The organism is Iodobacter sp. CM08, from assembly GCF_033446605.1.
GTDB lineage: Bacteria > Pseudomonadota > Gammaproteobacteria > Burkholderiales > Chitinibacteraceae > Iodobacter.
Genome location: NZ_JAWQUO010000035.1, coordinates 16,439 through 40,162 on the forward strand (window position 1 = coordinate 16,439; position 23,724 = coordinate 40,162).

General features: G+C 47.6%; 21 protein-coding genes. 13 read left to right on the plus strand and 8 right to left on the minus strand.

Annotation, left to right across the window (positions count from 1 at the left end):
* Positions 1–115: 115 nt before the first annotated feature.
* The 8 genes from R6242_RS17410 (at position 116) to R6242_RS17440 (ending at position 8,363) form a co-directional block, all read left to right on the plus strand.
* A complete protein-coding gene (locus R6242_RS17410) occupies positions 116–3,025 on the plus strand; it encodes a TonB-dependent receptor (protein ID WP_318429222.1) in 2,910 nt (969 codons plus the stop codon).
* Between the two features lie 132 nt (positions 3,026–3,157).
* Complete coding sequence (locus R6242_RS17415; RefSeq protein WP_318429224.1) at positions 3,158–3,739, plus strand: biliverdin-producing heme oxygenase; 582 nt, start codon at positions 3,158–3,160, stop codon at positions 3,737–3,739.
* Entirely contained in the window at positions 3,739–4,887 is a 1,149-nt protein-coding gene (locus tag R6242_RS17420; protein ID WP_318429227.1) for a TonB family protein, read from the plus strand. The genes R6242_RS17415 and R6242_RS17420 overlap by 1 nt, the downstream gene beginning before the upstream one ends.
* Before the next feature lie 775 nt (positions 4,888–5,662).
* On the plus strand, positions 5,663–6,313 hold the full coding sequence (locus tag R6242_RS17425; RefSeq protein WP_318429229.1) for a YidC/Oxa1 family membrane protein insertase: 651 nt from the start codon (positions 5,663–5,665) through the stop codon (positions 6,311–6,313).
* A gap of 195 nt (positions 6,314–6,508) precedes the next feature.
* Complete coding sequence (locus tag R6242_RS22325) at positions 6,509–6,676, plus strand: HAD hydrolase-like protein (RefSeq protein ID WP_412100505.1); 168 nt, start codon at positions 6,509–6,511, stop codon at positions 6,674–6,676.
* A gap of 223 nt (positions 6,677–6,899) precedes the next feature.
* The gene (locus tag R6242_RS17430; RefSeq protein ID WP_318429231.1) at positions 6,900–7,163 is read left to right on the plus strand and encodes a hypothetical protein; all 264 of its coding nucleotides are present in this window, start codon (positions 6,900–6,902) and stop codon (positions 7,161–7,163) included.
* Between the two features lie 178 nt (positions 7,164–7,341).
* Positions 7,342–7,803: a GyrI-like domain-containing protein gene (locus R6242_RS17435; RefSeq protein ID WP_318429233.1), complete on the plus strand. Its 462-nt coding sequence runs from the start codon at positions 7,342–7,344 to the stop codon at positions 7,801–7,803.
* 182 nt (positions 7,804–7,985) lie between these two features.
* Positions 7,986–8,363 carry an MmcQ/YjbR family DNA-binding protein gene (locus R6242_RS17440; protein ID WP_318429235.1) on the plus strand — a complete coding sequence of 126 codons (378 nt, stop codon included), beginning with the start codon at positions 7,986–7,988 and terminating at the stop codon, positions 8,361–8,363.
* Positions 8,364–8,429: 66 nt separating this feature from the next.
* Here the strand turns inward: R6242_RS17440 and R6242_RS17445 are convergent, their stop codons facing one another.
* Both R6242_RS17445 and R6242_RS17450 read right to left on the minus strand, forming a co-directional pair.
* Entirely contained in the window at positions 8,430–9,233 is an 804-nt protein-coding gene (locus R6242_RS17445; protein ID WP_318429237.1) for a substrate-binding periplasmic protein, read from the minus strand.
* Positions 9,234–9,556: 323 nt separating this feature from the next.
* Positions 9,557–10,753: an MFS transporter gene (locus R6242_RS17450; RefSeq protein WP_318429239.1), complete on the minus strand. Its 1,197-nt coding sequence runs from the start codon at positions 10,751–10,753 to the stop codon at positions 9,557–9,559.
* A gap of 93 nt (positions 10,754–10,846) precedes the next feature.
* On the opposite strand from R6242_RS17450, the gene R6242_RS17455 reads away from it, so the two are divergent.
* Together R6242_RS17455 and R6242_RS17460 are read left to right on the plus strand one after the other, a co-directional pair.
* Positions 10,847–11,614 (plus strand): helix-turn-helix transcriptional regulator, encoded by a 768-nt coding sequence (locus R6242_RS17455; RefSeq protein ID WP_318429243.1) that lies wholly within the window; start codon positions 10,847–10,849, stop codon positions 11,612–11,614.
* Between the two features lie 512 nt (positions 11,615–12,126).
* The gene (locus R6242_RS17460) at positions 12,127–12,396 is read left to right on the plus strand and encodes a hypothetical protein (protein ID WP_318429244.1); all 270 of its coding nucleotides are present in this window, start codon (positions 12,127–12,129) and stop codon (positions 12,394–12,396) included.
* Between the two features lie 57 nt (positions 12,397–12,453).
* Here the strand turns inward: R6242_RS17460 and R6242_RS17465 are convergent, their stop codons facing one another.
* The 3 genes from R6242_RS17465 to ada are packed head-to-tail and all read right to left on the minus strand — an operon-like array spanning position 12,454 to position 15,080.
* Positions 12,454–13,356, minus strand: a complete 903-nt coding sequence (locus R6242_RS17465) for a 3-methyladenine DNA glycosylase 2 (protein ID WP_318429246.1) — start codon at positions 13,354–13,356, stop codon at positions 12,454–12,456.
* A gap of 10 nt (positions 13,357–13,366) precedes the next feature.
* The gene (gene alkB / locus R6242_RS17470) at positions 13,367–14,008 is read right to left on the minus strand and encodes a DNA oxidative demethylase AlkB (RefSeq protein ID WP_318429248.1); all 642 of its coding nucleotides are present in this window, start codon (positions 14,006–14,008) and stop codon (positions 13,367–13,369) included.
* On the minus strand, positions 14,001–15,080 hold the full coding sequence (ada, locus tag R6242_RS17475; protein WP_318429250.1) for a bifunctional DNA-binding transcriptional regulator/O6-methylguanine-DNA methyltransferase Ada: 1,080 nt from the start codon (positions 15,078–15,080) through the stop codon (positions 14,001–14,003). The genes alkB and ada overlap by 8 nt, the downstream gene beginning before the upstream one ends.
* 506 nt (positions 15,081–15,586) lie before the next feature.
* Between ada and R6242_RS17480 the strand changes: the two genes are divergently transcribed.
* From R6242_RS17480 to R6242_RS17490, 3 genes are all read left to right on the plus strand, one after another.
* Positions 15,587–15,850 carry a hypothetical protein gene (locus R6242_RS17480; protein WP_293936071.1) on the plus strand — a complete coding sequence of 88 codons (264 nt, stop codon included), beginning with the start codon at positions 15,587–15,589 and terminating at the stop codon, positions 15,848–15,850.
* Positions 15,851–16,222: 372 nt separating this feature from the next.
* Complete coding sequence (locus tag R6242_RS17485) at positions 16,223–17,485, plus strand: HD-GYP domain-containing protein (protein ID WP_318429253.1); 1,263 nt, start codon at positions 16,223–16,225, stop codon at positions 17,483–17,485.
* The gene (locus tag R6242_RS17490) at positions 17,482–19,350 is read left to right on the plus strand and encodes an ATP-binding protein (protein ID WP_318429256.1); all 1,869 of its coding nucleotides are present in this window, start codon (positions 17,482–17,484) and stop codon (positions 19,348–19,350) included. Before R6242_RS17485 ends, R6242_RS17490 begins: the two co-directional genes overlap by 4 nt.
* A gap of 649 nt (positions 19,351–19,999) precedes the next feature.
* Here R6242_RS17490 and R6242_RS17495 read toward each other — a convergent pair.
* The 3 genes from R6242_RS17495 to R6242_RS17505 all read right to left on the minus strand — a co-directional run bounded on the left by R6242_RS17495 (position 20,000) and on the right by R6242_RS17505 (position 23,424).
* Entirely contained in the window at positions 20,000–21,211 is a 1,212-nt protein-coding gene (locus R6242_RS17495) for a DASH family cryptochrome (protein ID WP_318429259.1), read from the minus strand.
* 537 nt (positions 21,212–21,748) lie between these two features.
* A complete protein-coding gene (locus R6242_RS17500) occupies positions 21,749–23,284 on the minus strand; it encodes a cryptochrome/photolyase family protein (protein ID WP_318429263.1) in 1,536 nt (511 codons plus the stop codon).
* On the minus strand, positions 23,281–23,424 hold the full coding sequence (locus R6242_RS17505) for a DUF2256 domain-containing protein (protein ID WP_318429266.1): 144 nt from the start codon (positions 23,422–23,424) through the stop codon (positions 23,281–23,283). Before R6242_RS17505 ends, R6242_RS17500 begins: the two co-directional genes overlap by 4 nt.
* Positions 23,425–23,724: the final 300 nt, after the last annotated feature.

The following is a 23,724-nucleotide window of genomic DNA, read 5'->3' on the forward strand; positions in this document are numbered from 1 at the left end:
TGAGCCAGCCAAGCCCTTTTTAAAAATATTTACCCGCAGACGTCAGGGTAAATGCGATTCATTCGTTTTTATTTGTGAATGATTCTTAAAATCATCACAAGAGAGAGTAAAACCAATGAAATCATCCCGCCGCCACACGGCAATCCGACCTTTGATTCTGGCGCTTAGCCTTGCATTTGCTACCCCGCTGGCTAGCTACGCCGCCCCAGCAGCTACCACCGAATTTAATATCGGCACCCAACCGCTAAGCCGTGCACTGGGTGAGCTAGCACGCCAAGCGGGCATGGTATTACTGGTAGATGCCAAGTTAACTGAAGGCCGCCAAAGCCCCGCTCTAAAAGGCACATATAGCCTGCGTGATGCGCTGCGCCAGTTACTCAGCGGCAGCGGCTTACGTGCCGAAGTCACCAGTGATGGCACAATTGTTTTAAAGCCTGAGCCAGCAGCAACGGGCAATGTGGTGGGCATTGGCGCGGTGCGCGTGAGCGGTGCTGCGGCGCTGTTTGCTAGTGATGACGCCATTGAAGCCAGCGATCGCCCCTATGTAAAAGCAGGCTCGTCGGCGCATATTAGCCGCGAAAACATCGATCGATTCCGCGGCACCTCAGCCGCTGATATTTTTAAGGGCACGCCCGGCGTGGTGGTAGGCGAGGCAAGGAATAGCGGCGCAGTGGATGTGAATATCCGTGGTATGCAGGGCCAAGGCCGCGTGCCGGTGTTGATTGATGGCAGCTTACAAGCTTCAACTGTTTATCGTGGCTATGCAGGCATTGCCGATCGCAGCTATATCGATCCAGAGATGATCAGCGAAATCAATATCGCCAAAGGCCCAAACATGGGCGCAGAAGGCGCGGGCGCGATTGGTGGCTTGGTCAGCATGCAAACATTACGTCCTGAAGATATTTTAAAACCAGGTGAACGTAGCGGCTTTAGGCTCCATGCTGGCCTGCAAGATAATAGCAAAGAAGCACCAAGTGATTTTCAAACGAGCTCGCGTACTGAGCGCAATAATTTACTGGACCCGCGCAGCGGCTTCTTTAGCCTTGCCTACGCCACCAGACAAGATAATTTTGATCTGGTCGCCGCCATTAGCCATCGCAATATTGGTAACTACTTTGCAGGTAAAAACGGCTTTAACAGCTATCAAAAGATCGATGAAGAGGGTAAAGACAACGGGATCACTCAGTTTTATCACGCGGGTGATGAGGTGCTCAATACCTCGAACACCACCGATTCTGCCCTACTTAAAACCATCATCAATCTAAGCGACGATCAATCCTTAGAGCTAGGCTACCGCTATTTTAAGAGCGCTTATGGTGAAATCATGCCATCGCAAATCTGGCGCAATACCACCGGCGTGATTAAGCAATGGAAGCCCAGCGAAGTCAGCACCGATGCTTGGACCGCACGCTATAAATATCAGCCTGCAAACAACCCATTCATTAACCTAAAAGCCAATCTGTGGCACACCGATATGCAAAGTGCGGCTCGTAACGGTGATATCTTTCGCAACCCTCGCGAGGGCAAACCCACCAATTGGGATCATGAATGCGAGCAGTGCGTAGAGACACTCTACTTAGCTAAAAGCCAATCGCAGCGCTATGGTGCCGATTTAAGCAATACCTCAAACTTTGATAGCGCCTACGGAGCCTTTAGCCTGAACTATGGCTTTTCAGTGCAAAAAGAAGATATCGCCCCAGCAGACAGCGTAAAACGCGATCAAGAGGATGTGAACTATAACCGCAATCTCCGCAGTGGCACGCGCAATGAAGAAAGCGCTTTCCTTAATATGCAATGGCAGCCCACCAACTGGCTTACCTTAGAAGCCGGTGGCCGCTATTTGCACTATCGTAGCCAAGATCGCAATGTCATCGCCACCCAGCTGCTAGAGCCGCTAGGCTGGAAGCGTATCTATTTAAAAGATGACCAAGATAACCGGATCGGCACCGTACTCTGGCATCAGGATCAAACCGGCCAGTTTACCAACGCCACAGATCCACTAAAAGCCAACAAGATTGTTCTGGAGCACGACAAAGACCAAGATCCAGTAGAAATCAGCAGCAGCCAGATTCACGAAGCCATCGTTGATGATTATGTTTATCACAACCAGATCCCTGGTGCATTTAGCCGCACCGATCCAATCGAGCGTGATGGCAGCGGCTTTGCGCCTGCTTTTGGCCTGACCTTTAAACTGAGCGACCATATCAGCAGCTATCTGCGCTACACCGAAGGCATGCGCATGCCTAGCCTTTATGAATCTACCGTTGGATTTTCGGCCACCTACTCTTCACCGCTTGAGCCTGAGCACAGCAAAAACTGGGAAACTGGGATTAGCTTTATTAAAGACGGTGTATTTACCGCAGAAGACAAGCTACGCCTGAAAGTGGCTTACTTTAATAACACCACCGATCACTACATTACCCGCGTACAAATTAGCGGCAAATTGGCGACGGATCAAAATTTCTCTATGGCAAACATAGACAGCTATAGCGTTTCTGGCTTTGAGCTGCAATCGTCGTACGACCGTGGTGATTTTTTTGCTGAACTAGCCGCCACACTCAATCACAAAGCAATGATTTGTGATGCAAAAACGGCGAGCTATTTACACACTGAAGCCCAATTAGCATCAAATCCAAGCGCCATTCCAAATTGCTCGCCCATTGGTTTTACCTCGTCCTATGTAAGCAATATGATTCCACCTAAGATCAGTAGCAACGCTACATTTGGCGCGCGTTTACTCGATAAAAAACTAACTCTAGGCCTGCGAGCCAGCTATGTAAGTGGCCCCTTAAACACCGCAGATCCAGATGCATCTTGGCAGCATTCCAGCGGTACTGCCGTTCAAGTCAAAACCCTGCCTTACAGCTTGGTTGATCTGTTTGCCAGCTACAAAATCACCGACGATGCCCATATCGATATGACCATCGATAACGCCACTGATCGTTACTACCTAGACCCATTATCGCTCAGCCTGATGCCAGGGCCGGGGCGCACCGTGCGTCTTTCAATGGGGCTGAAATTTTAAGCCCTTCATCAGCTAGGGCCTGTTGCTCGCACTTTAAGCATTTGTTGGGTGGCCAAGATAAACCACCTTTGCCACCCTAGGGCGGGCTTAAGCCGCCCTATTCGCATTTTTTTAACCCATAAAGAAACTACTATGAATATGACTGTCGATTTCACCCGTACCCAACAGCTCAAAGCGCTGACCCACGATACGCATGATCAGCTGGATAAACGCATCATGGCGAACAAGCCTTTTGCAAGCGCAGACAACTACGCGCGCTTTTTAATTGCGCAGTATGGCTTTTTGCGTGATTGCGATCCGCTGTATGACAACCCAAACTTAGCCGCATTGTTCCCGGATTTGGCCGAGCGCCGCCGCTATGATCGTATCGCAACCGATATCGCCGATTTAGGCCGCCAGCTGCCCACGCACGATGTCTTAGCGCCAGTTGAGCACAAGCAAGATATTCCCACTGCTTTAGGCTGGATGTATGTGACTGAAGGCTCTAAACTCGGCGCAGCTATTTTATTAAAGATGGCTGGCTCATTGGGCTTTACCGAAGAATGCGGCGCACGCCATTTGGCAGGTGCACCAGAAGGCCGCGCTAGAAACTGGCGCGAATTTACCTCCGTTGTCGATAGCATGGCCTTTAGCGATGAAGAAGAAGCCCGCCTTGTAGCCGGAGCCAAAGCCGCCTTCACCCGCATGAATAATCATTTAGATCAGGTGTACTAATGCATCAACGTGGACTGCATGCGCCATTACGCTGGGCCTATACCGTGCTCGGCTGCATGATGGTTTTGCTAGGCATTATTGGTGCGTTTTTACCGGTGATGCCTACCACCGTTTTTTTACTGATGGCGCTGGCTTGCTTTAGTAAATCATCGCCTAAGTTTGAACAATGGCTGCTGCAACATCCACGCTTTGGCCCATCGCTTCAGTCATGGCGGCAGCATCGCGTGGTGCCCTTAAAAGCTAAACGCGCCGCCTGTCTTGGCATGCTGTTTGGGCTAGCAATCCTCTCCCTCACCCCCGCCCCGTGGTGGGTGGTGATGGGAGTGGGAATCACAGAGTTCATGGTGGCCATCTACCTGATCCGCCGCCCTTCTGTCATCCAAGAAAGCAGCAGCACAGCACAGCCAGTCATCCAACCCACGCCAGCGCATAAACCCGCCAAGCGGCTATGGAAATACTGCCTGAGCCTAAGCCTGCTACTGCATTTAGGCCTACTCGGCTATTTTTGCGCCAACTGGACTGCACCACACACCGTTACCGCACGTGAAAGTAAGCAATTTGAAGTCACCATGCTACAAAGCGCCGCCCCTGCCGTGCCATTAGAAGAAAAAGTAGCGCCTAAAGTGAGCCAAGCCGCAGCCAAACAAACCCCAAAAGCCGCCAAGCCCACGCCTAAAGCCGCTCCACAGCCCGTGGAAACCAAAATCACCCCAACAACGAGCGCTGAATCTAGCCTTAGTGCCAGTATCAGCAGCCAACCCAAAACCAGCCAGCAAAGTACCGAAACAGGCCCACTGAATAAATCCACCTCAGTTGCAGCCGCCCCAGCCGCAGCGCCTGCCTCCACCCAGCAAGCCAGTGGCGGCAGCAATAGCTGGGAAGGCAAAATACTCGCACGGCTAGAACGCTTTCGCCGCTACCCCACCACATCCCGCATGCGTGGCGATGAAGGTGTGGCTTACTTACGGCTAAAAATGAATCGCGAAGGGCAAGTTTTAGCGGCCAAGATAGAACGTAGCTCCGGCTTCCCCGCCCTAGACCGCGCCGCCCTAGAAGCCCTAGAGCGCGCCGCCCCCCTGCCCCGCATCCCAGCAGAACGCCCAGACGAAGCAGAATTACTTGTACCGTTTGAGTTTTTTATTAAGTAATAAAGCGGCGCAACCTACCGCGCCTAAGCAATAAATGACCTGATTATGTCTATTGCCCAAACTCATCATCAATCTAGTAGGGCGGGTGCAACCCAATCCTAGCAACTTAAGCAATCTGCCATTAGTAGGGCGGGTGAAACCCGCGAGTGATGTTGAATAAATACGCGGGTTTCACCCGCCCTACGATGCTTCAATGCGTGCAATAGATAGATCTACGTTGATCGCTTAAGATTTAACCAACATGTAGGGTGGGCAAGGCGGTTTATCTTGCCCACGCGGATACGCGGCGTGGGCAAAAAACTCCCCCCTACGATGTTTTAAATACTTGCAATAATGCAATCCAAGTTGAAGCCTGTATAACAATACAAACATTCCCCTTAAGTTGATAGGATTGGGTTTGCACCCGCCCTACGATGTTTCAATACTTGCAATAGATAGATCAAAGTTAAAGCCAGTTTAACAATCAACATATTGCCCTTAAGTTGACAGAATTGGCTTGCCCCCGCCATTCCCACCTTAAAAAATATAAATTTAATCATGACAAAAATCTAAATTGCTACGCCTAGAGCACGGCATGCCGCGCCCTTTTTTATACGGCTAAAGCCTTTCAATACTTCACATTTTTTCAAAAAAAAACCAACAAAACCTTTCTATATACGAAAGTAGAAAATCCAGATATTATGTTAAATAAATAAATGCACTGTGTTTTTTGGACTTTTTTTATTAAAAACACAGCCATTCATATATAAATTAATTCATCATGGACACCGCATTCATGGAAATTTGGCATAGCTGGATCGCTTTACTCACCCATAGCATTCTTTTTTTCAGCAGCTATTTTGATATTTCAGAGGCAATGGCCATCATTGCCCTTACCCTCATCACCCGTATTACCTTAATGCCAATTGCCTTAAGCACTGCTTATCGAACAGAAATAAACAAACAAAAAATAAGCCGAATTAAAACAGAAACAGATGCCTTAAAACTACAATACAAAGGCAAACCCGCCCAGCTGATTGCGGCCACTAGGCAGCTTTACCGCGCTAATGGTATTCGCTTAATTAACCGGCTCACTATCTTTAACCTTAGCTGCCGAGGAGTCAGTAGCTACGGGCTGTTTCAAGCACTCAGCAAAGCAGGATTTAGCTCAAAATTTCTGTGGATTAGCAGCCTAGCTAAGCCAGAAGTATTGCTCACACTATTGGTGGGGGCGCTGATGTTTATCAGCATGGCCATTATGCCCGGCGCCACCAGCGAGCCTTCTACCCTAATCATGATTGGCTTAGCTGTTATTGTCTCCATAATCGCAGCAGCAGCGCTGCCATCAGCGATTGCTATCTATTGGGCCACATCCAATACAGTCAGTATTATTCAAGGTCTGTTATTGCGTGGATTACTCTCTCGCCAAAAATATAGAGCGATATAAAAAGCCATAGCCTGAATGATCACATACCAATTACCTACGTGTGGTGATGGCAAAGTCATTACTTTCCCTTGGTTTTTCTTGATTTTTATTTTTTAAAATTCATAAAAACCAACCTGATGATGCCTATTGCTCAATCGACTCTATGTAGATGGATTTCTTGAATGCTTGGCTTGGTTTTGGAATTTATAAAATAAGATTTATCCCCATATTACTGAAGATTTAGCGCAAATTTCAGCAAAGGGGATTCCTCTTGCTATATGCACGTCGAAACGCGCTGACTTTACTGAACGTATTCTTAGCCTATTTAATCTGCGTCACTATTTTTCTTTTGTAAATGGCGGTGATATTGGCATTCAAAAATGACAAAAAATTAAACAACCCCATTCACAAGGATTAGTCAGCGCAAATAGTATAATTATTGGAGACCAAGGCGTTGACCTCATTGCAGCCAATAAAAAAATTTAACTGCAGCTGGGGTACTGTGGGGCTATGTATCTCAGGCAGAATTAAGCCAAGAAAATCCGCAGTACCTATTTAACAGTCCCTTAAAATTAAACAACCTCATCAACAACTAGGAATAAAGATTATGCTAGCCATTTATATTTTGATCCCGCTTGCAATGTTTGCGGCACTTTTTTATTATTTTAGCTATATGCCTGCGGCGCAAAAAGATTGGGAAACTATACCAACGCGTGAAGGCTACCTTGCCAAACACCCAGCCAGTAATATGGCCTGCTATAAGTGCGGTGATAGCACACAGCTAGATATTGGGCTGCTACGATTTACTGATTATCGTAGAAAAAAAATATGCGCTAAGTGCAAAACAACTTTATGGCGTGAACAAGATTAAGTCCGTGATGTAAATAAAAAAATACGGCAAGCCATATCCACAATGAGCGGTATCCTTGGCCGTATAAATTAATAAAAAAGCAACAAATAAAGCATTGATATTTAAGCGATTATCACTTAAATTTATAGGGTATAAGGTGTAATTATTTAAGATTAAATACTTAAATGGAGAATAAAGCATGATTGAACAAAAGCTAGTTCCTGCACAGCAGTATTTATCCATTAAAAAACATCTAAGCCTGCCAGAGTTAAAAGAGTTTGCCCAAGTAATTTCTTCCCTATATGAAGAAACCGCCACCCTAGGGTTAGAAATAACTGGTCCATTAGAGTTTATTTATTTTGGTGTAGATGGCAATCCTAAAACAAAATTTGATTTAGTCATTGCCGTCCCCGTTAATAAAATAGGCGAGCCATCCAGCCAATTTGAATACTATGAAAGTGAGCCCTTTAACTGCAGCTATACCAATTACCAAGGTGGCATGAGCGGGATGCCCAAGGCTTGGGGCGGCTTTGTTGAATCTATTTTTAACTTAGGATTAATCCCAACGAGTCAATGCAGAGAGGTTTATAAGCATTGGGTAGATGATGAAAGTAATGAGAATATCACTGAGCTACAGATGGGCATTGAAAGCAAGGCTTAAATAGCGCGTTGCGTAAGCTGGATGTGAAACCTAAAAAGAAAAGATGTACTATGCCTCTTGCTCATTTTTGTCGTTCACCTGAGATGATCGATATGAAGGGATATAAGCCTTAGGGGCGCTGCTTACAATAAAGTCATGCCAAATCATTGAATATTTAATAGACTACAGGGTACAAACCATCCATGCACAGCCATAGCATAGAAGAGGTCAAAAATTATTGCAGATCTTTTGTGGGGGCCTACGAAAAAGAATTACTGCATCCCAATAATGTTTTAATTTTCTATGTACATGATAAGCAGTTCGCCTATTTTAAAACCAGTGCTCCAGAGCAATGGCGCTTTAGTATTCGCGTTAACCCAGAACGTTTTTTAGAGCTTACCGATCAGCCGAATATAAAACCTGCACGCTATATGCAGCGTTTTCATTGGATTAGCATTACTGAAATGGGTTTACAAGATATAAATATGCTTAAAATATTAATTGATTGGTCCTACCAAAAATCTTTAAGTAGTTTAAGTAAAAAAACTCAATTAGAAATATTAGCTACTAAAGTAGCCTAACTCTGCGCATGCTTAGCTTAAGCAAGCTATAACAGCACTGGCTAACCTTAATCAGCTATAAACTGCTTAATCTGCGGGGGCTAAAAACACACTTTCAATTCCTTCCCATTTCGGCATGTGTTCTTTAAATAAGCGATGAATAGCTCCTTCTTTAACCATAATTTGTAATGTTTTTTTCAATAAAATTCTATCGTCATCCAATATTAGTTTTTTAGATAAATAAAAACCAGAAGAAGTAGCAGGTAAAAATTCAAAAGGCGTAATCTGTAAGCGGTTTTCTAAATTATATTTTTGTACTGATTTTACAAAACTAGTTGCACTTATGACTGTGGCATCGCAGCGTTTTTCCAGCATCTTATTAGCAATTGTATCCGTGTCTATTACGTCTTCCAATTGATTTTTCTTACGCAATTCAGCCAGCAGTTCTAAATAAGCAGGGCCTAAATCAAAACCTCTTACTACATTAACACGCAACTTTCCCTGCATTAATGCATCCATAGCCATCTCCTTACTCACACTCTCTTTTAGAGTAATCAAGATGGGTTGCTCTGCCATTACAAATACATAATCCCCTACCGCATCTCGCTTAACTGTCCTGCTTGCCGCAATTAAATCTATTTGGCCTGATTCAAACATCTTTAGCGCACGAACTCTGGGCATTACTTCGTAAACAAATTGACAGCCGGTTTTTTTGCTAAGCTCATGTAATAAATCAGGAATAATTCCTTTTATTCGCTCGTTTAAATCTACTTCCATATAAACGCTAAGCGGGCTAATCGCAACCACCATCGGTCTAGAGCACCCCGCCCATACTGCGCCAGGAAATACCATAAAAAATAGCCAAACTAAAATACAAATTTTGCTTAACATGCCAAGCAGCCCTATTTTAATCACTGCATAAATATAGCAAGGCAAGGGGTGGATAACCCAACTATTCTCTGTGGCACTCCATTCCAATTAATTGAGTGATGCTGCCTGCATAACAGCAAATAACTCCCTAAATAAGTACAGTAATACAGAGGGAATAAATCGTATTGGCCTTAGGAAACCTCGAAAAACCCATCTGATCTCATAATACTGCGTTGCGCATTAAAAAAATCTCATTACATATCAGACATATGCAGCGTCGATTTTTTAATACGCACCTTGTTTTATTTAGTAGCTAGGTTTTTCGAGGCCCCCTTAGTGGCCGCTTAAGACGCTCTTTTTAAATCTGGCAGCAAAATAGCAATCATGCCCCCAAGCGGTAAAAACGCCGTGATATGGTAAACCGTGGCAATGCCGTATTGATCGGCGAAGCTACCGATGAGCGCAGCACCAATCCCCGCCACACCAAATGCTAGACCAAAAAACAGGCCGGAAACCATGCCAATCCGGCTTGGCATTAGCTCCTGCGCCAGCACTAAAATCGCTGAAAACGCTGAAGACATCACCAAGCCAATCACAAAACTAAGCGCCACTGTGCCACTTAAGCCCACATAGGGCAGCGCTAGGGTAAAGGGGGCGGAGCCTAAGATAGAAAACCAAATAACCCGCTTGCGGCCGATCCGATCGCCAATCGGCCCGCCCAGAATAGTGCCTAACGCCACCCCTAGTAAAAAGATAAACAGCATCAGCTGCGCCGCCTGCGCGCCTAGGCCAAAGCGTTCAATTAGATAGAATGTGTAATAACTATGAAAGCTAGACATATATAGATACTTGGTAAAAACCAGTGCCATCAGCACGGCCAAGGCATACAGCGTTTGCCGCCTAGGTAAGGGGGGTAGTGCCATAGCCGCCTTTGCTCCGCCGCTTTTTTGCTGGCGGCTTTTCCATAAACTAATTTGCCACAGCACCGCCATCGCCAGTAAAGCCGCTGGCGAAAACCAAGCCAAGCTGCCCTGCCCAAGCGGAATTACAATCAGCGCCGCCAACAGCGGGCCGCAGGCGCTACCCGCATTGCCGCCCACCTGAAAAATAGACTGAGCAAGGCCATGCTTTCCGCCCGAAGCCAGCCTTGCCACGCGGGAAGATTCTGGATGAAAAATAGCCGATCCTGTGCCGGTTAAGCCAGCCGCAAGCAGCAGTAAGTGAAAACTCGCCGCTTGCGATAGCATTAATAAGCCACACAGAGAAAAGCCCATACCGATGACTAAGGCGAATTTTTGCGGATGCTTATCGGTAAAGCTGCCCACCAAGGGCTGTAAAATAGACGCGGTAATTTGGTAAGTGAGTGTCAGCAAACCAATCTGAGTAAAGCTCAGGTGATAGCTGCCTTTTAACAGCGGATACAAAGCCAGAATCAGCGATTGCAGCATATCGTTTAAGAAATGCGCACTACTGATCGCCGCCAACACCCGATAACGCGTGGCCTCGATGACTGGCCGGATATCTATCATTGCAGTCGTCATGTTTAATCTCTTGTTGATCACGATAGGAGCATGATATTGTTCTTTTTATCGTCCGTCTTACGCAGATAAGACATTAACCATTGTAAAAGCGACATGATTAATAAAAACACTGGCCCACAAAGTGTCATGGGTGATGCACTGCTCATTGGCAAAGCTGCCGACCGCGAATCCGGCTCCACCACGCTGCGTCATCAGCATGAAGTGATTCAGCTGCTCTACGCTGTGAGCGGCGTGATGCGGGTGATTACCGCCTATGGCCAGTGGATTGTGCCGCCCAACCGTGGTATCTGGCTGCCCGTTGGCGTATGGCATGAAGTACATATGCTGGCGCAGGTAGAAATGCGTTCGGTGTATATCCGTCCCGATGCCCTGCCCAACCTGCCCCAGCAATGCTGTGTGCTGGCGATTACTCCACTCTTACGCGAGCTAATCTTAGCCGCCGTGCATTTCGACCGCGCCTATCCGCCAGACAGCCGCGAAGGGCGGATTATTCGGCTGCTGCTCGACGAAATCATCAGTATCCCCAGCCTGCCCATGGTCTTACCCATGCCTGCCGATGCTGGCTTACGCTCTATTTGCGAGCAGCTTTTAGCCGCGCCAGACGACAACCGTAGCAGCGAAAGTTGGGCGCAGAAAATCAACGTGGATGCCCGCACCCTACAAAGGCGCTTTAATAAAAGCACCGGCATGACTTTTGGCGAATGGCGTCGCCAGGCAAGGCTACTCACGGCGCTAGAACGGCTGGCCTGCGGCGAGCGCGTGATCGACATCGCCCTAGAATCCGGCTACGCCAGCCCCAGCGCCTTCACCGCCATGTTTAAACGCCAATTTGGCGTGGCACCAAGTGAGTTTTTTAAATAATTGCAGTTACGCAGCAAGATCAAAAAATGCGTCGTCCACGAAAAACACATAAATCACGAACAGGTGAGCATAGGTATCGCCTACCGCTTTATTTGCATATATTTTTTTTAAAATTAAAAACTTAAAATAAAAAAGATCCGCCAAACCAGTGCGTGTTCTTAGCTTTTTTCGTGTATTTAGTGTTTTTCGTGGACGAAATGCCTTGGTGCGTAACATCAGTTTAATAAGCACTTTGCTGCCGCACAAAAAAACAGGCACAAAACCGTAGGGGCGCTGCTTGCTGCGCCCGATATTGTAAAAGGCGCAGCAAGCAGCGCTCCTACATTGGGCTCACAGTACAGCTAAAATGGGTTTTGTATTTTTTGTGGCGCACAACAATGGCATATACATGCCATTACACTTTTGTTTTTAAACGAAATGCACGCTTAAATTTTAAACTGTTTGTGCCTAACGGCAGGGTTTAGACCCTCGTATAGTGGTGTCACTCTATGATGAATCGCTGAGGGCACACGATGAAAGTGAATCAACTTAAAACGAACGAAATTTTCTCCGCACAAGCGAGTAAAACGTGGATTCATTGCGCCACAGGGATGATTTGGCTTAGCCATAATGGCCTAGATACTATTTTAAGCTGTGGGCAAAAATGGCAGCTACAGGGGGCGGATCTACTGGTGATTCAAGCCTTAGAAGATAGCTGTTTTGCACTGCACCAAACGGCGCAGCTAGCGCGAGTGGAGCAGGTAGGCTTTTTTAGCAGCAGCCCCAAACCAAGCGGCTGCTAATTGGGCATATGAATATCACCTAGGCAGTGGGGTGATAGGCGCTTAAGCGTTGGTCTGCTATGCCAATTTGGCTAAGCTGCTCCACAAATGAGCCCCCACTAAAGCGCGGAAAGGGGTGAACTCCTCCAGCCAAATCTTGGCGTCTTTCTCGCTGATTTTTTCTGTTTGGCCGAGCAAAATTTGCAATGCTTTGCGCACCGCAACATCACCGTGCAGCGAGCCATCTAGCCAGCCAAATCCGCGCAGCAGGGTGTAGTTCACCGTCCATGGCCCAATACCGCGAATCGCCTCGAGTGCAGCTCTGGCCTCTGCCACGGGTAGCTTTTGCACCCAAGCATCCAGCGGCAACTGCTTTTGCGCCACCATTTGGGCCAACGCCGCCAAAGTTTGGGCTTTGCTTAAAGAAAAACCAGCTTGGCGCAATGTTTGCTCACTTAAACTAGCAATTTGGCTGGCCTCGGGCGAGCAAAACAAGCCGCCCGAATGGCGTATATCTGCGGCTAAAATCAATCTGCGCCGGATAGCTACCGCCGCCCCCACGCTAATCTGCTGGCCAGTAATCGCCCACGTTAAGGCCTCAAAAGGCGTGGCGGTGAGTGGTACACGCAGCCCTGCTTGCTGGCTGATTAAAGCACCCAGCAAGGCATGACTCCGATACTGCGCCTCAAAGGCCTCAATATCTTGGGTGAGACCAAGCATGCGATACGCCATCGCCTCAAACGCTGCCTGACTATCGCCATCCTCTGCCGCCCCATCAATCTGTAATTGCACCTCTGCATGCTCAGGCTGAAAACAGATAGACAAACAGGCCGCGGCCCCCCGCCAAACTATGCCTTTTTGCAGGATGTGGGCGGTAATCTGCTCAGAAATCGCCTGCGGATCGCGGCCATGAAAAGCCAGAATATCGCCAGCACGAAAAGCAGTGCAAAGAGGGATAGAACAAGAAAGTAACTGGGTCATCAAAAAATCACTAAGCCGCTTGGCGAAAGGTTAGATTAATACGGCAGGCTCCCAGCTCCACATGATTGCCATGCTTCAAGGCTAATACGCCATGGTAACGCAAACGCGCAGGGCCGCCCCAAACCAGCACATCCCCATGACTGAGCCCTATTCTTTGGCTAGGGTCATTACGCTGCAAGCCTCCCAAGACAAAAACAGCGGGTAGACCAAGGGAAACCGACACAATGGGCGCGCTAAAATCGGCTTCGTCTTTATCCTGATGCATAGATAATTTTGTGCTTGGTACATAGCGATTAATCAAACAAACATCTGGTGAAAAATCGGCAAAGCCTGCCTCCAGCCCAGCTCTGCGCGCAAGGGCTAAAAACGCCTCGGGCATGGCGGGCCAAGGCTCGCCCGTTAACGGATCATGCGCCACATAGCGATAGCCGTGACGATCAGCAATCCAGCCCAAAGCGCCGCAATTACTCATCTCCACCGACATAACGTAGCCACCTGGCGTGCTCATTTGCCGAAAAGGCGCAGCCTGCGTGATCTGCGCCACGGCCAGCAGTAAACTTGCTTGCTCCCGCACAAAGCCCCGCAGCAATACTACGCCAGCCGCAAGCTCTTGAGGCGCACCATCATCCAGCTCTGCAAATAAATCATCCATCACTGCGTATTACCCCCGCCTCTCGCTCCAGCAAAGCGCGCTTACGCTCTATCCCCCAACGATAGCCCGATAAGCCACCATCATTGCGCACCACGCGATGGCAAGGAATCGCCACCGCCAGCGCATTGGCCGCGCAAGCCCCAGCCACGGCGCGGGCGGATTTGGGCGCGCCGATGCGCTGGGCAATATCGCTATAGCTGGCGGTAGCTCCCGCAGGAATATCCTGTAGCGCCTGCCAAACGCGCTGCTGAAAAGCCGTACCCCGCACATCCAATGGAAGATCTAGCCCCCGCTGCGGCATTTCAACAAAGCCCACTACTTGCGCCACCAGCCGCTCAAAATCTGCATCGCCACCGATCAGCTCTGCTTGCAAAAACCTTGCTTGCAGATCAAGCAGCAAAGCTTGCGGATCGTCGCCCATCAAAATAGCGCACACGCCGTGCTGGCTCGCTGCCACCAAAATCGCGCCTAGCGAGCACTCCCCTACCGCAAAGCGAATCTGCGTATTACTGCCTCCCGCTCGAAAATTTTTAGGTGTCATGCCAAGTAGCTGATTTGCGTCTTCATAAAAGCGCCCATTAGAGTTATACCCCGCCGCATAAATCGCCTCGGTCACGCTGGCACTGCTAGCCAAATGTGCACGCACTTTTTGGCCGCGATGCGCCGCAGCATAAGCCTTGGGGCTCACTCCGGTTTCTGCTTTAAAAATACGCTGTAAGTATGAAGGGCTCAGTTGGGCAAATTGCGCCAGTTGCGCCAAGCTAGGCGGCGTGTCTGCTATTTCGATTTGCCTGCACACTTGCGCAATCAACTGAGTATGCGGCGCGGCCTTGGCTTGATCAGGCTTGCAGCGCAAGCAAGCCCTAAACCCCGCTTGCTCTGCGTCTTGGCCGCTGCTAAAAAACCGCACGTTTTCTGGCCTAGGCAAACGCGCGCCGCAAGAGGGGCGGCAATACACCCCCGTGGTGAGCACCGCATAATAAAAACGGCCATCCGCTTGGGCATCGCGCGCAATAAGCTGCGCCCAGCGTGGGTCACTTAGCGTTTCTGCTGCTTGTTTTTGCTTAGACATGAAAGCCTCAAAAAACGATATTTTTAAACATGGGATGTTATGCACAAAGACTATTTATTCACGAAAAACATTCAATGCACGAAAAAAAACGAATCAGGCAGAGATAATTTCCCGCTGCTTTTTTATCCTGCTGCGTAAATGAGTTAATTAATAACTATTTGATATTAAAAACAATTATCCACATCATTCAAAAAAAAAGCTCATGCGGCATCTGTTCGTGCTTTTTATGTTTTTAGTGGACGGCATATTTTTGGATCTTGCTACGTAACATCAGTTAAATAAGATAAGACACACTTTAAACAACACACTTGCAAAATACACTCCGAGTCTTGCTTTTGAATTCGCAAACTGATGCTACGCAGCAAAGGTCATGTAGAGCGCGCCATGACTGCCATTACCATTGCATAAATATGCAATATGCACGATTAAATTAGCCTCTGAGTCTGACTAAACGCAAAGCTGCATCAGCCATGTAGTGGTGTAATCCAAGCATTAGCAAGGAGGCTATGATGCAAAGCACTCAACTTAAAGCAGCAGAAGTTTTTTCTATTCCGGCAGGCAACTGCTGGGTCCACTGCACAGCAGGGCAAGTCTGGCTGAGCCATGACGGCCACGATGTCATACTAGAGCGTGGGCAACAATGGCAGATTGATAACACCGATCTCACCGTGATCCAGGCCTTACAAAACAGCCAGCTTATCGTTGAAAACCTAGCAGAGCATGAGCTGGCTACCCGCTGCAGTGCTCAAGCGATGGCCAGCGCTTGCTAGACCAGCATTTATTTACACACAGAAAGTATTCATCTATTTAGCGGGCCTCTTCATTCCTTTAATGTAGGATGCTGCCCGCTCAAGTAGGCTCAGCTTACACGGATTACGCATAGCATTTTGAGTCATAAATCAGCGGCTCTCTAAAGATATTACCGCCCCACGGCCCTAAGCATTTACTACCATAGAGCAAACCTGCAGCGACGGGATGGGCTGGCGTCTTATTACAAAATTCCACCACTTGCTTTCTTATTTATTTCTGATGCTTGTCATTGATACATCAAAAACTTATTTACCTCCACGCTTCTGCTTAGATTTCCTGCATTTATTCTAAAAAAAGCCATACTAAAAGTCTGATTTTCAGCCCGCCGTATCATGCCAATCGAAAAACTTGCCCATTTTATTCGTACCGAGCAACTGCAAGTGGGTTTGTATATCCATTTGGATTTGCCGTGGGATGAGCATCCGTTTACTTTTGGCAGCTTTAAAATTAAATCAGGCGAACAAATTGAAATGATAAAGCAGCTAGGGGTGCAGCAGATTCGTTACTCGCCCACCAAAAGCGATCAGCAACCAATTGCAATCAAAGAGGATGTAGCTGAAACACCTGCTGCTAAGCCTGATCCAGATTTAATGATTATCCTTGAAGCTAAGCAAAGTAAATTGCAGCAGTTTGAGCGCAATAAAGCACTGCGCAGTGAATGCGCCAAGGCCTTTGCTGCAACGGCTCAGGCCGTACGTAATATTGATAAGCAACTCAATAGCCGCCCCAAGGAAACCCTCGCTGGAGCCGAAAGGCTGGTGGGGCAGATGCTGGATACGCTGCTGGTAGATAACGACATTATTATTCATCTGATGAATGACAAAGCCAAAGGCGAGGAGCTGTATTTTCATTCTTTGAATGTAGCGGTTTTATCCTTAATTTTGGCCAGAGATATGCAACTGGCAAAACAGGATATTCGTACTCTGGGTTTGGCCGCGCTGTTTCATGATATTGGTAAAGTAGAAATTCCCAGCCGTATCACCATGAAATCTGGCCTACTCAGCGCAGCAGAAGAAAAAGTGTATCAACAGCACAGCCTTTGGAGCGTGAACGCAGCTAAAACTGCAGGGCTGCCACCTGCGGTCTTGCGCCTCATTGCTCAGCATCACGAGATGTGTGATGGCAAAGGCTACCCTAAGGGTTTAAAACGCGATGAAATTGATCCGCTAGCACGCATTTTAGCGCTGGTTAATTGCTACGATAATTACTGCAATCGCCTGAATCCTGCCGAATCGCTAACGCCTCACGAAGCGCTTTCACATATGTATACGCAGCAAAGAGCAAGCTTTGATCCTGTGCCATTAAACTTACTTATCAGGGGAATGGGCGTATATCCACCAGGCTCTTTGGTACTGCTTTCCAACAATTGCTATGCACTGGTGATAGCGGTGAACACCACCAAGCCTTTAAAACCACTGATTCAAGTATACAACCCCGATGCACAAGACCAAGGCACCGTACTGATTGATCTGGAATACGAAGCACAGCTCAATATCAGTAAATCGATCAAACTAGCCCAGCTACCCAAGGCGGCAGCAGTTTATCTTAGCCCCTGCAAGCACGTCAGTTATTACTTTAATGCGAGTGAGCAGTGAAAGCCGATGCCCAAACCTTGCTGGATGCCTGTGGCTATGCAGTGCTGGCTATCAACCCCAGTACTGGGCTGATCGTTAGCAGTAATTTGGAATGCGAGCGTTTGCTTGGCTATTCCGCGGCCAACCTACTGGGGCGGCCCATTGCGGATATTGAGATTGGCTTACATGATTTGTTTTTTTGGGAAGAAGTACGGCAAAACTCAATCAGCTCGGTGCTTGCGGTGCAAAGCGAATATCGGCACGAAAACGGCTCTTTTATCACGGTACAAAAAACCGTACGTTGTTTTAATGACGATACTGGCCCGCTTTGCGTGATTTCTGTGCACGATGTGGGCACAGCCAAGCGGCTAGAGGATGAAACCGCCCGCAGCTCATCCTTACTGGCCGCCACGCTAGAATCCACCCATGATGGCATTTTGGTCACTGATTTAGACGGAAAAATCTGCAACTTTAACCAACGGGTAAATACCATTTGGCAATGGCAAACCGATGCCAATAGCAGCACGCTCTTTAGCCACATCGCATCCCAATTACAAGACCCTGCGCGCTTCTTACGCTGGTTAGAAATGCTCTATCAAGACCCATATCATAACGGCCAGCTTGAGTGCTGGCTTAAAGATGGCCACGTTTTTGAGCTAAGCAGCCACCCTCAGCTACTCAAGCAACAAGCCATTGGCCGGCTGATTACCATGCACGATATCAGCGCACTTAAATCCACCGAAGAGCAATTACGCATTGCCCGCGACGAGGCTCAAGCTGCCAGCCGCGCTAAATCTGATTTTCTATCGCATATGAGCCACGAGCTGCGCACACCGCTCAATGCCATTTTAGGCTTTGCCCAACTACTAGAAAGCGAACCAGATTCCACCGCGCACGAGCTGGGCAACTATATCACCAAGGCAGGCTGGCATTTGCTTGAGCTCATCAATGAAGTGCTGGATTTAGCCAGCATTGAAGCCGGAAAAATGAAGCTGCGCATCGAGCCCATTGATCTCACCGCCATTATTCAAGATTGTTTTGAGCTAACCCGCCAGCTAGCCATCGATAAACAAGTGCAGCTAGCCGAGCCGCATCTTAGTGCAGGGCGTTTTATTGCCCAAGTGGATGCACGGCGCTTAAAGCAAATGCTGCTTAATCTGATCTCTAATGCCATCAAATACAACCGCCCCAATGGCCGAGTGGAAATCACCATTACCGCAGCGGATGAAACCCATTGGCGGCTCATGGTTTCTGACACCGGCAATGGTATTTCAGAGAGCGATCAAGCCTTACTGTTTCAACCCTTTAGCCGCGTGGGTGATCACTCTATAGAGATTGAAGGCACAGGCATCGGCCTCGCCTTTACCCGTAAACTGGCCCACCTTATGAGTGGCGAAGTTAATATGGACAGCAGCATCGGCCAAGGCAGCCGTTTCTGGATCGACCTGCCCTGCGCCGTATTGCACTCCACCACCGCCCTTGCTACCCCACACCGGCTCAATAGCAAAGTTTTGCTCTATATCGAAGACGATATTTTATCGCAACAATTGCTTGCCAAAATCATGGCGTATCATCGCCCACAATATCAATTGATTCAGGCCAGCAACGCCGCCACCGGCCTCGCCCTCGCCCTCTCAGCCGAGCCTGATTTAATCTTGCTAGACCTGCACCTGCCTGATGCCTCTGGCGCGGCCGTGCTGGAGCAGTTACGCAAACAAAGCACAACGCGGCTCATCCCAGTGCTAGCCATTTCTGGTGATGCAGGGGCCGACGAAATCACCCACGCCAAGCGCAAAGGCTTTGATGCCTACCTTACCAAACCCATCAAACTAGACGCCACCCTAGAGCAGATTGATCGCATGTTGTGTGGAAAGGTGCTGCGGTGACTGAAGTTCCCCAGCGGCAATAATGGCGAAATATTAAGCCACAAAGAACCTAAGTTTTCGCACATTCACAGCGCGCAATTCCCGCAATAGTCGCAAAGCATCCCCCTCATTAAGGGAGTCAATGCCGCTAGCCAAAGCAACTTAGGTTCTGATATTACGCCCAAAGGTATTTCGTTAAAAAAAACACTCAATACACGAAAAAATGGATAAAATAGGAATGATCCTCCTCTGTTTTTTATTATTTTTAGTCAATAAAATAGTTAAATAACTATTTTATTTTAAAGAAAATTAAACCAAATAAAATCATTCCTGATTATGCCTCTTGTTCAAATTTAATATTTATTGAGTATTACTCGCGATTTTTACCCACCCTACAAATGCATAAACAGAGTGCGACGGTAACAAATCGATTTACATTAGCGTTATTGAGCAAGAGGCATAATCAGGAAATTATTTAAATAAATCAAAGCATAATGCTCATGTGATATTTGTGCGTGCTTTTTGTGTTTTTAGTGGACGACGGATGTTTTAATCTTACTACGTAACATCAGTTAGCTTGATTGACATCCGGTTAATTACACCATAAATGCAAATATTTGCACAGAGGATCATAAGTTTTAATTTGTTTTTCGATATTAAACCGTCGATTTTATCTTGGGTCAGTGCCGCATCCCGCCAGATACAGCCAATTACCTTGATTGCTATACACATCATAATCAATCAGCTGCGACTCAAACCAAGCCGCGCCAGCACGCCAATCGCATTGCAAATCATGAATCAGAAAGCTGGCCACATTTTGCCGCATCCGGTTGGAAAGATATCCAGTAGCCGCCAACTCACGCATACCAGCATCAATAAAAGGCTGTCCCGTGTTACCCAGACACCACTTTAAAAAAAGCTCAGGCTGATGTGAAATCGTTGCAACGTCTTTTAAGCCGTTGGCGTAATACAATTGCACCCCAAAACGCAGATGCAAAAATCTGAAATAATCCCGCCAAAGTAGCTCAAACCAAATCCAATACGTACTTTCGTTTGCGCCATACATTGCTTCATGCGTTTTTAGTTGCTGATCAATTTGCCTTGCTGATAACGCACCACTTGTCAACCAAGGAGAAAACTTAGTCGAATAATCTGAGCCAATCAGGCCGTTGCGTGTTTGCTTATACTGATCAGCCAAACCCGAAGCTAAATACCGCTGCACATGGGCCAAAGCCATAGTTGCACCGCCTTGCCATTGCGGCTGATCATAGGGAAACGCACTACGCTTATCAATCGGCGCGATGCCTGCCCAGGCTTTTATATCAACCTGTGGGATTGCCAGCGCGGCTTTAGGTAACTCAGGGAGTTTTTCAATCCAGCCCATCGGTGCTGGAGCAAGCACGCCCATTTGCTCAATCTGCTGCCGAAAAGCGGTGAAGACTTGGGGTAAGTCTTCGATAGAAAATGGCAATTCGCTAGGATTAAGCAAACTCGATTGCCAGATGGCCTCAACCTCATAGGCTTGCTCACGCAGTGAATCAATCTGCGCCATTTCTTCAGGCGCGGCAATCGCTTCGCAATAAATGGTCTGACACTGGAGCTGTTGCAAAATACGCGGCAAAGCCAAGGCAGGCTTACCCTCGACAATCAGCAACTGGCTCCCCCTTTGCTGGCATTGCCGTGCCAGATCGAGCAGCGTATCAGCCAGAAAATTTTTTCGGTGGAGGCCTACACGATTAAATCCCCAGATCGTATGTTCTTCCGGCTCAAGGCAGTACACCAAGGCCAGTTGATCCGACTGCAGGCATGCCTGTGCTAAGGCCGGATTGTCATTAATGCGTAAATCATTGCGAAACCAATAAACCGCCGTTTTTTTTGCCACGATGGCATCCTCATTACTTAGCGTGGGCAGCGTATGCGGCCAACCCAGATCAATAAGCGCTTTGAACCCGTCCACCACCTGAGTAGCGCACCTCGAAAAACCTAGACTTATTTAAGGACTGCAAGCTAAATTTTATTGAATTTTAAGCAAGCTAAAAAAACGTCATCCCCAAGGGTTTTGTCGGGGATCCATTGCCTAGCTGGATTCCCGCCTGCGTGGGAATGACGATGCTGATCTTCGCCATCCTTGATCACTGATAGCGTAGTCCTTACACAGCAAGATCAAAAAATACCGCCCACAAACAACACAAGCAAATACCTTACGAGCATTATTCTTTGATTGATTTAAATAATTTTATTTAAAATAAAATCGTTATTTAACTATTTTATTGACTAAACATCATAAAAACAGAGGGAGATCATTTCTGTTTGATCCATTTTTTTCGTACATTGCGTGTTTTTCGTGGACGAATAGTCCTATGACTGACATCAGCTTATAAATAAGGCAATGCACGGGTTAACACAATTGATCGCTCGTTTACAATTCATTCAGCCGCTGCAAATACAGCTCCGCCTGCGCTAAGGTCGCCGTTTTTTCGTCTTCTGGCATTTTGCGCCACGTTTGATAAGTCATCCCAAGACGAGGATTTTTTTCTAGCCGCGTAGCGTGGCGAGCGTGAAAATGCCAATACAAGCTATTAAATGGGCATGCGCCTTCACCGTGGCGTAATTTGGGCTGGTAACAACAACTTTTGCAGTAGTCACTCATTTTATTAATATAGCTGGCCGAGCCTGCATATGGCTTGCTACCCAGTAGACCACCATCGGCGTATTGGCTCATGCCACGCGTATTGGGCATTTCGACCCATTCAAACGCATCGACATAAATCCCCAAATACCACGCATCCACGTCGTCGGGGGCAATCCCAGCCAACAAAGCAAAATTGCCCGTAATCATCAGCCGTTGAATGTGATGCGCGTAGCCCAGTTGCAAAGATTGGCCGATGGCGTGTTTGGCGCAATTCATTTTAGTATTGCCATCCCAGTACCAGCTGGGCAAACGACGCTGATGATTTAATTCATTAAGCTGCCCATAGTTAGGCATCCGCGCCCAATACACGCCGCGCACAAACTCGCGCCAGCCTAAAATTTGCCGCACAAAGCCTTCAACGGTTGAGAGCGAAACACGTCCTGCCTGGTACTCCGCCAAAGCCGCGTTGATCACCTCCAGTGGATGCAGCAGCTTTAAATTGAGCGCAAACGATAGCCCAGCATGAAATAACGTCGGCGAAGCGGTGCTCATCGCGTCTTGGTAAGCGCCAAAGTGCGGCAGAGCATTGTCGATAAAGGTGGCCAGTGCGTGCTTAGCCTGAGCCCGCGTTAGCGGCCAAGGAAACACTTGGGCTTGGGCTTGGCCGATGGTTTTAACGCCAGCAGCGGCAATCTCTTGCCACAAATCGCTTAAATCGGTGCCGTATTGAGGCCAAGCGGGTGCGGCAGGTTGGCCGTTCCAGCGTTTGCGATTGTCTTGATCAAAATTCCATTGCCCGCCAACGGGTTGGCCTTCGGCATCCAGCAAAATTTGATATTGCTTGCGCAAAGTACGGTAAAAAAACTCCATACGGGGGATTTTCTGGGCAAATTGCGCACTGATGGCAGCCCGATCAGCAAGGAAATGCTCGCTATCCACCACAAAGACGGGAATACCAAGCCGTGCTTCGGCAGCTAAAAGTTGGCTTTCTAGCCGATACTCATCCGCTTGTTGGCGCTCTAATTGCGTGATTTGCTCGGTTTCAATCAAAGCAAGTAAGTTGCTGATAAAGTCTTGGCGATTATCAGCATCGCCAATTTTGATATACCGCACGCGGCAACCTGCGTTTTGCAAAGCCTTGGCAAATCCGCGCATCGCAGCAAAAATACCCAATACCTTTTGCGCATGATGCCAAGCGTAGTCGGTCTCGCTACGCAGCTCCATCAGCACATACAGCACATCAGTACGCCCGCGCTCGGCCTCACTAAACCAGCTGTGACGGATATTAAGCTGGTCACCCAAAATTAATCGCAAGATGGTCATATCGAGCCTTTGCGCTTTGCGCAGCGCACACTACAGTATTTGACTGCTTCCCAGTTTTGCTCCCATTTCTTGCGCCAAACAAAGGGCCGCATACAAACAGGACAGCTCTTTTGCGGAAAATTGCGTTTATGGTGAGCCATGTATTATTGTCACTATGCAAGTCATCGAGATTGTTTTCGCCATGGAAGACACCATATATACTAACAAGTAACAATATATACCAACCAGTAACTTACAAGGCAAAAAATAATAACTGCGCGTCTTTAGCCACAAAACAACCTGCCAGATTACGGTAATTTTTAAGCCAACCAGAACAAGAATTGGCACTGCCCCGCTTGCCTAAGCTGCCTGTGCAATGGTGAACTATTTCATCTATTTAACATAAATCGGACAAACTATTACAGGCTTAATACGCCATGCCCAATGGGCAGCTTCGGCCC

Excerpts from the sequence above, each read along its gene's own strand:
- R6242_RS17410 (WP_318429222.1), top strand. The coding sequence starts at position 116 with ATGAAATCATCCCGCCGCCACACGGCAATCCGACCTTTGATTCTGGCG.
- R6242_RS17415 (WP_318429224.1), top strand. The coding sequence starts at position 3,158 with ATGAATATGACTGTCGATTTCACCCGTACCCAACAGCTCAAAGCGCTG.
- R6242_RS17420 (WP_318429227.1), top strand. The coding sequence starts at position 3,739 with ATGCATCAACGTGGACTGCATGCGCCATTACGCTGGGCCTATACCGTG.
- R6242_RS17425 (WP_318429229.1), top strand. The coding sequence starts at position 5,663 with ATGGAAATTTGGCATAGCTGGATCGCTTTACTCACCCATAGCATTCTT.
- R6242_RS17430 (WP_318429231.1), top strand. The coding sequence starts at position 6,900 with ATGCTAGCCATTTATATTTTGATCCCGCTTGCAATGTTTGCGGCACTT.
- R6242_RS17435 (WP_318429233.1), top strand. The coding sequence starts at position 7,342 with ATGATTGAACAAAAGCTAGTTCCTGCACAGCAGTATTTATCCATTAAA.
- R6242_RS17440 (WP_318429235.1), top strand. The coding sequence starts at position 7,986 with ATGCACAGCCATAGCATAGAAGAGGTCAAAAATTATTGCAGATCTTTT.
- R6242_RS17445 (WP_318429237.1), bottom strand. The coding sequence starts at position 9,233 with ATGTTAAGCAAAATTTGTATTTTAGTTTGGCTATTTTTTATGGTATTT.
- R6242_RS17450 (WP_318429239.1), bottom strand. The coding sequence starts at position 10,753 with ATGACGACTGCAATGATAGATATCCGGCCAGTCATCGAGGCCACGCGT.
- R6242_RS17455 (WP_318429243.1), top strand. The coding sequence starts at position 10,847 with ATGATTAATAAAAACACTGGCCCACAAAGTGTCATGGGTGATGCACTG.
- R6242_RS17460 (WP_318429244.1), top strand. The coding sequence starts at position 12,127 with ATGAAAGTGAATCAACTTAAAACGAACGAAATTTTCTCCGCACAAGCG.
- R6242_RS17465 (WP_318429246.1), bottom strand. The coding sequence starts at position 13,356 with ATGACCCAGTTACTTTCTTGTTCTATCCCTCTTTGCACTGCTTTTCGT.
- alkB (WP_318429248.1), bottom strand. The coding sequence starts at position 14,008 with ATGGATGATTTATTTGCAGAGCTGGATGATGGTGCGCCTCAAGAGCTT.
- ada (WP_318429250.1), bottom strand. The coding sequence starts at position 15,080 with ATGTCTAAGCAAAAACAAGCAGCAGAAACGCTAAGTGACCCACGCTGG.
- R6242_RS17480 (WP_293936071.1), top strand. The coding sequence starts at position 15,587 with ATGATGCAAAGCACTCAACTTAAAGCAGCAGAAGTTTTTTCTATTCCG.
- R6242_RS17485 (WP_318429253.1), top strand. The coding sequence starts at position 16,223 with ATGCCAATCGAAAAACTTGCCCATTTTATTCGTACCGAGCAACTGCAA.
- R6242_RS17500 (WP_318429263.1), bottom strand. The coding sequence starts at position 23,284 with ATGACCATCTTGCGATTAATTTTGGGTGACCAGCTTAATATCCGTCAC.
- R6242_RS17505 (WP_318429266.1), bottom strand. The coding sequence starts at position 23,424 with ATGGCTCACCATAAACGCAATTTTCCGCAAAAGAGCTGTCCTGTTTGT.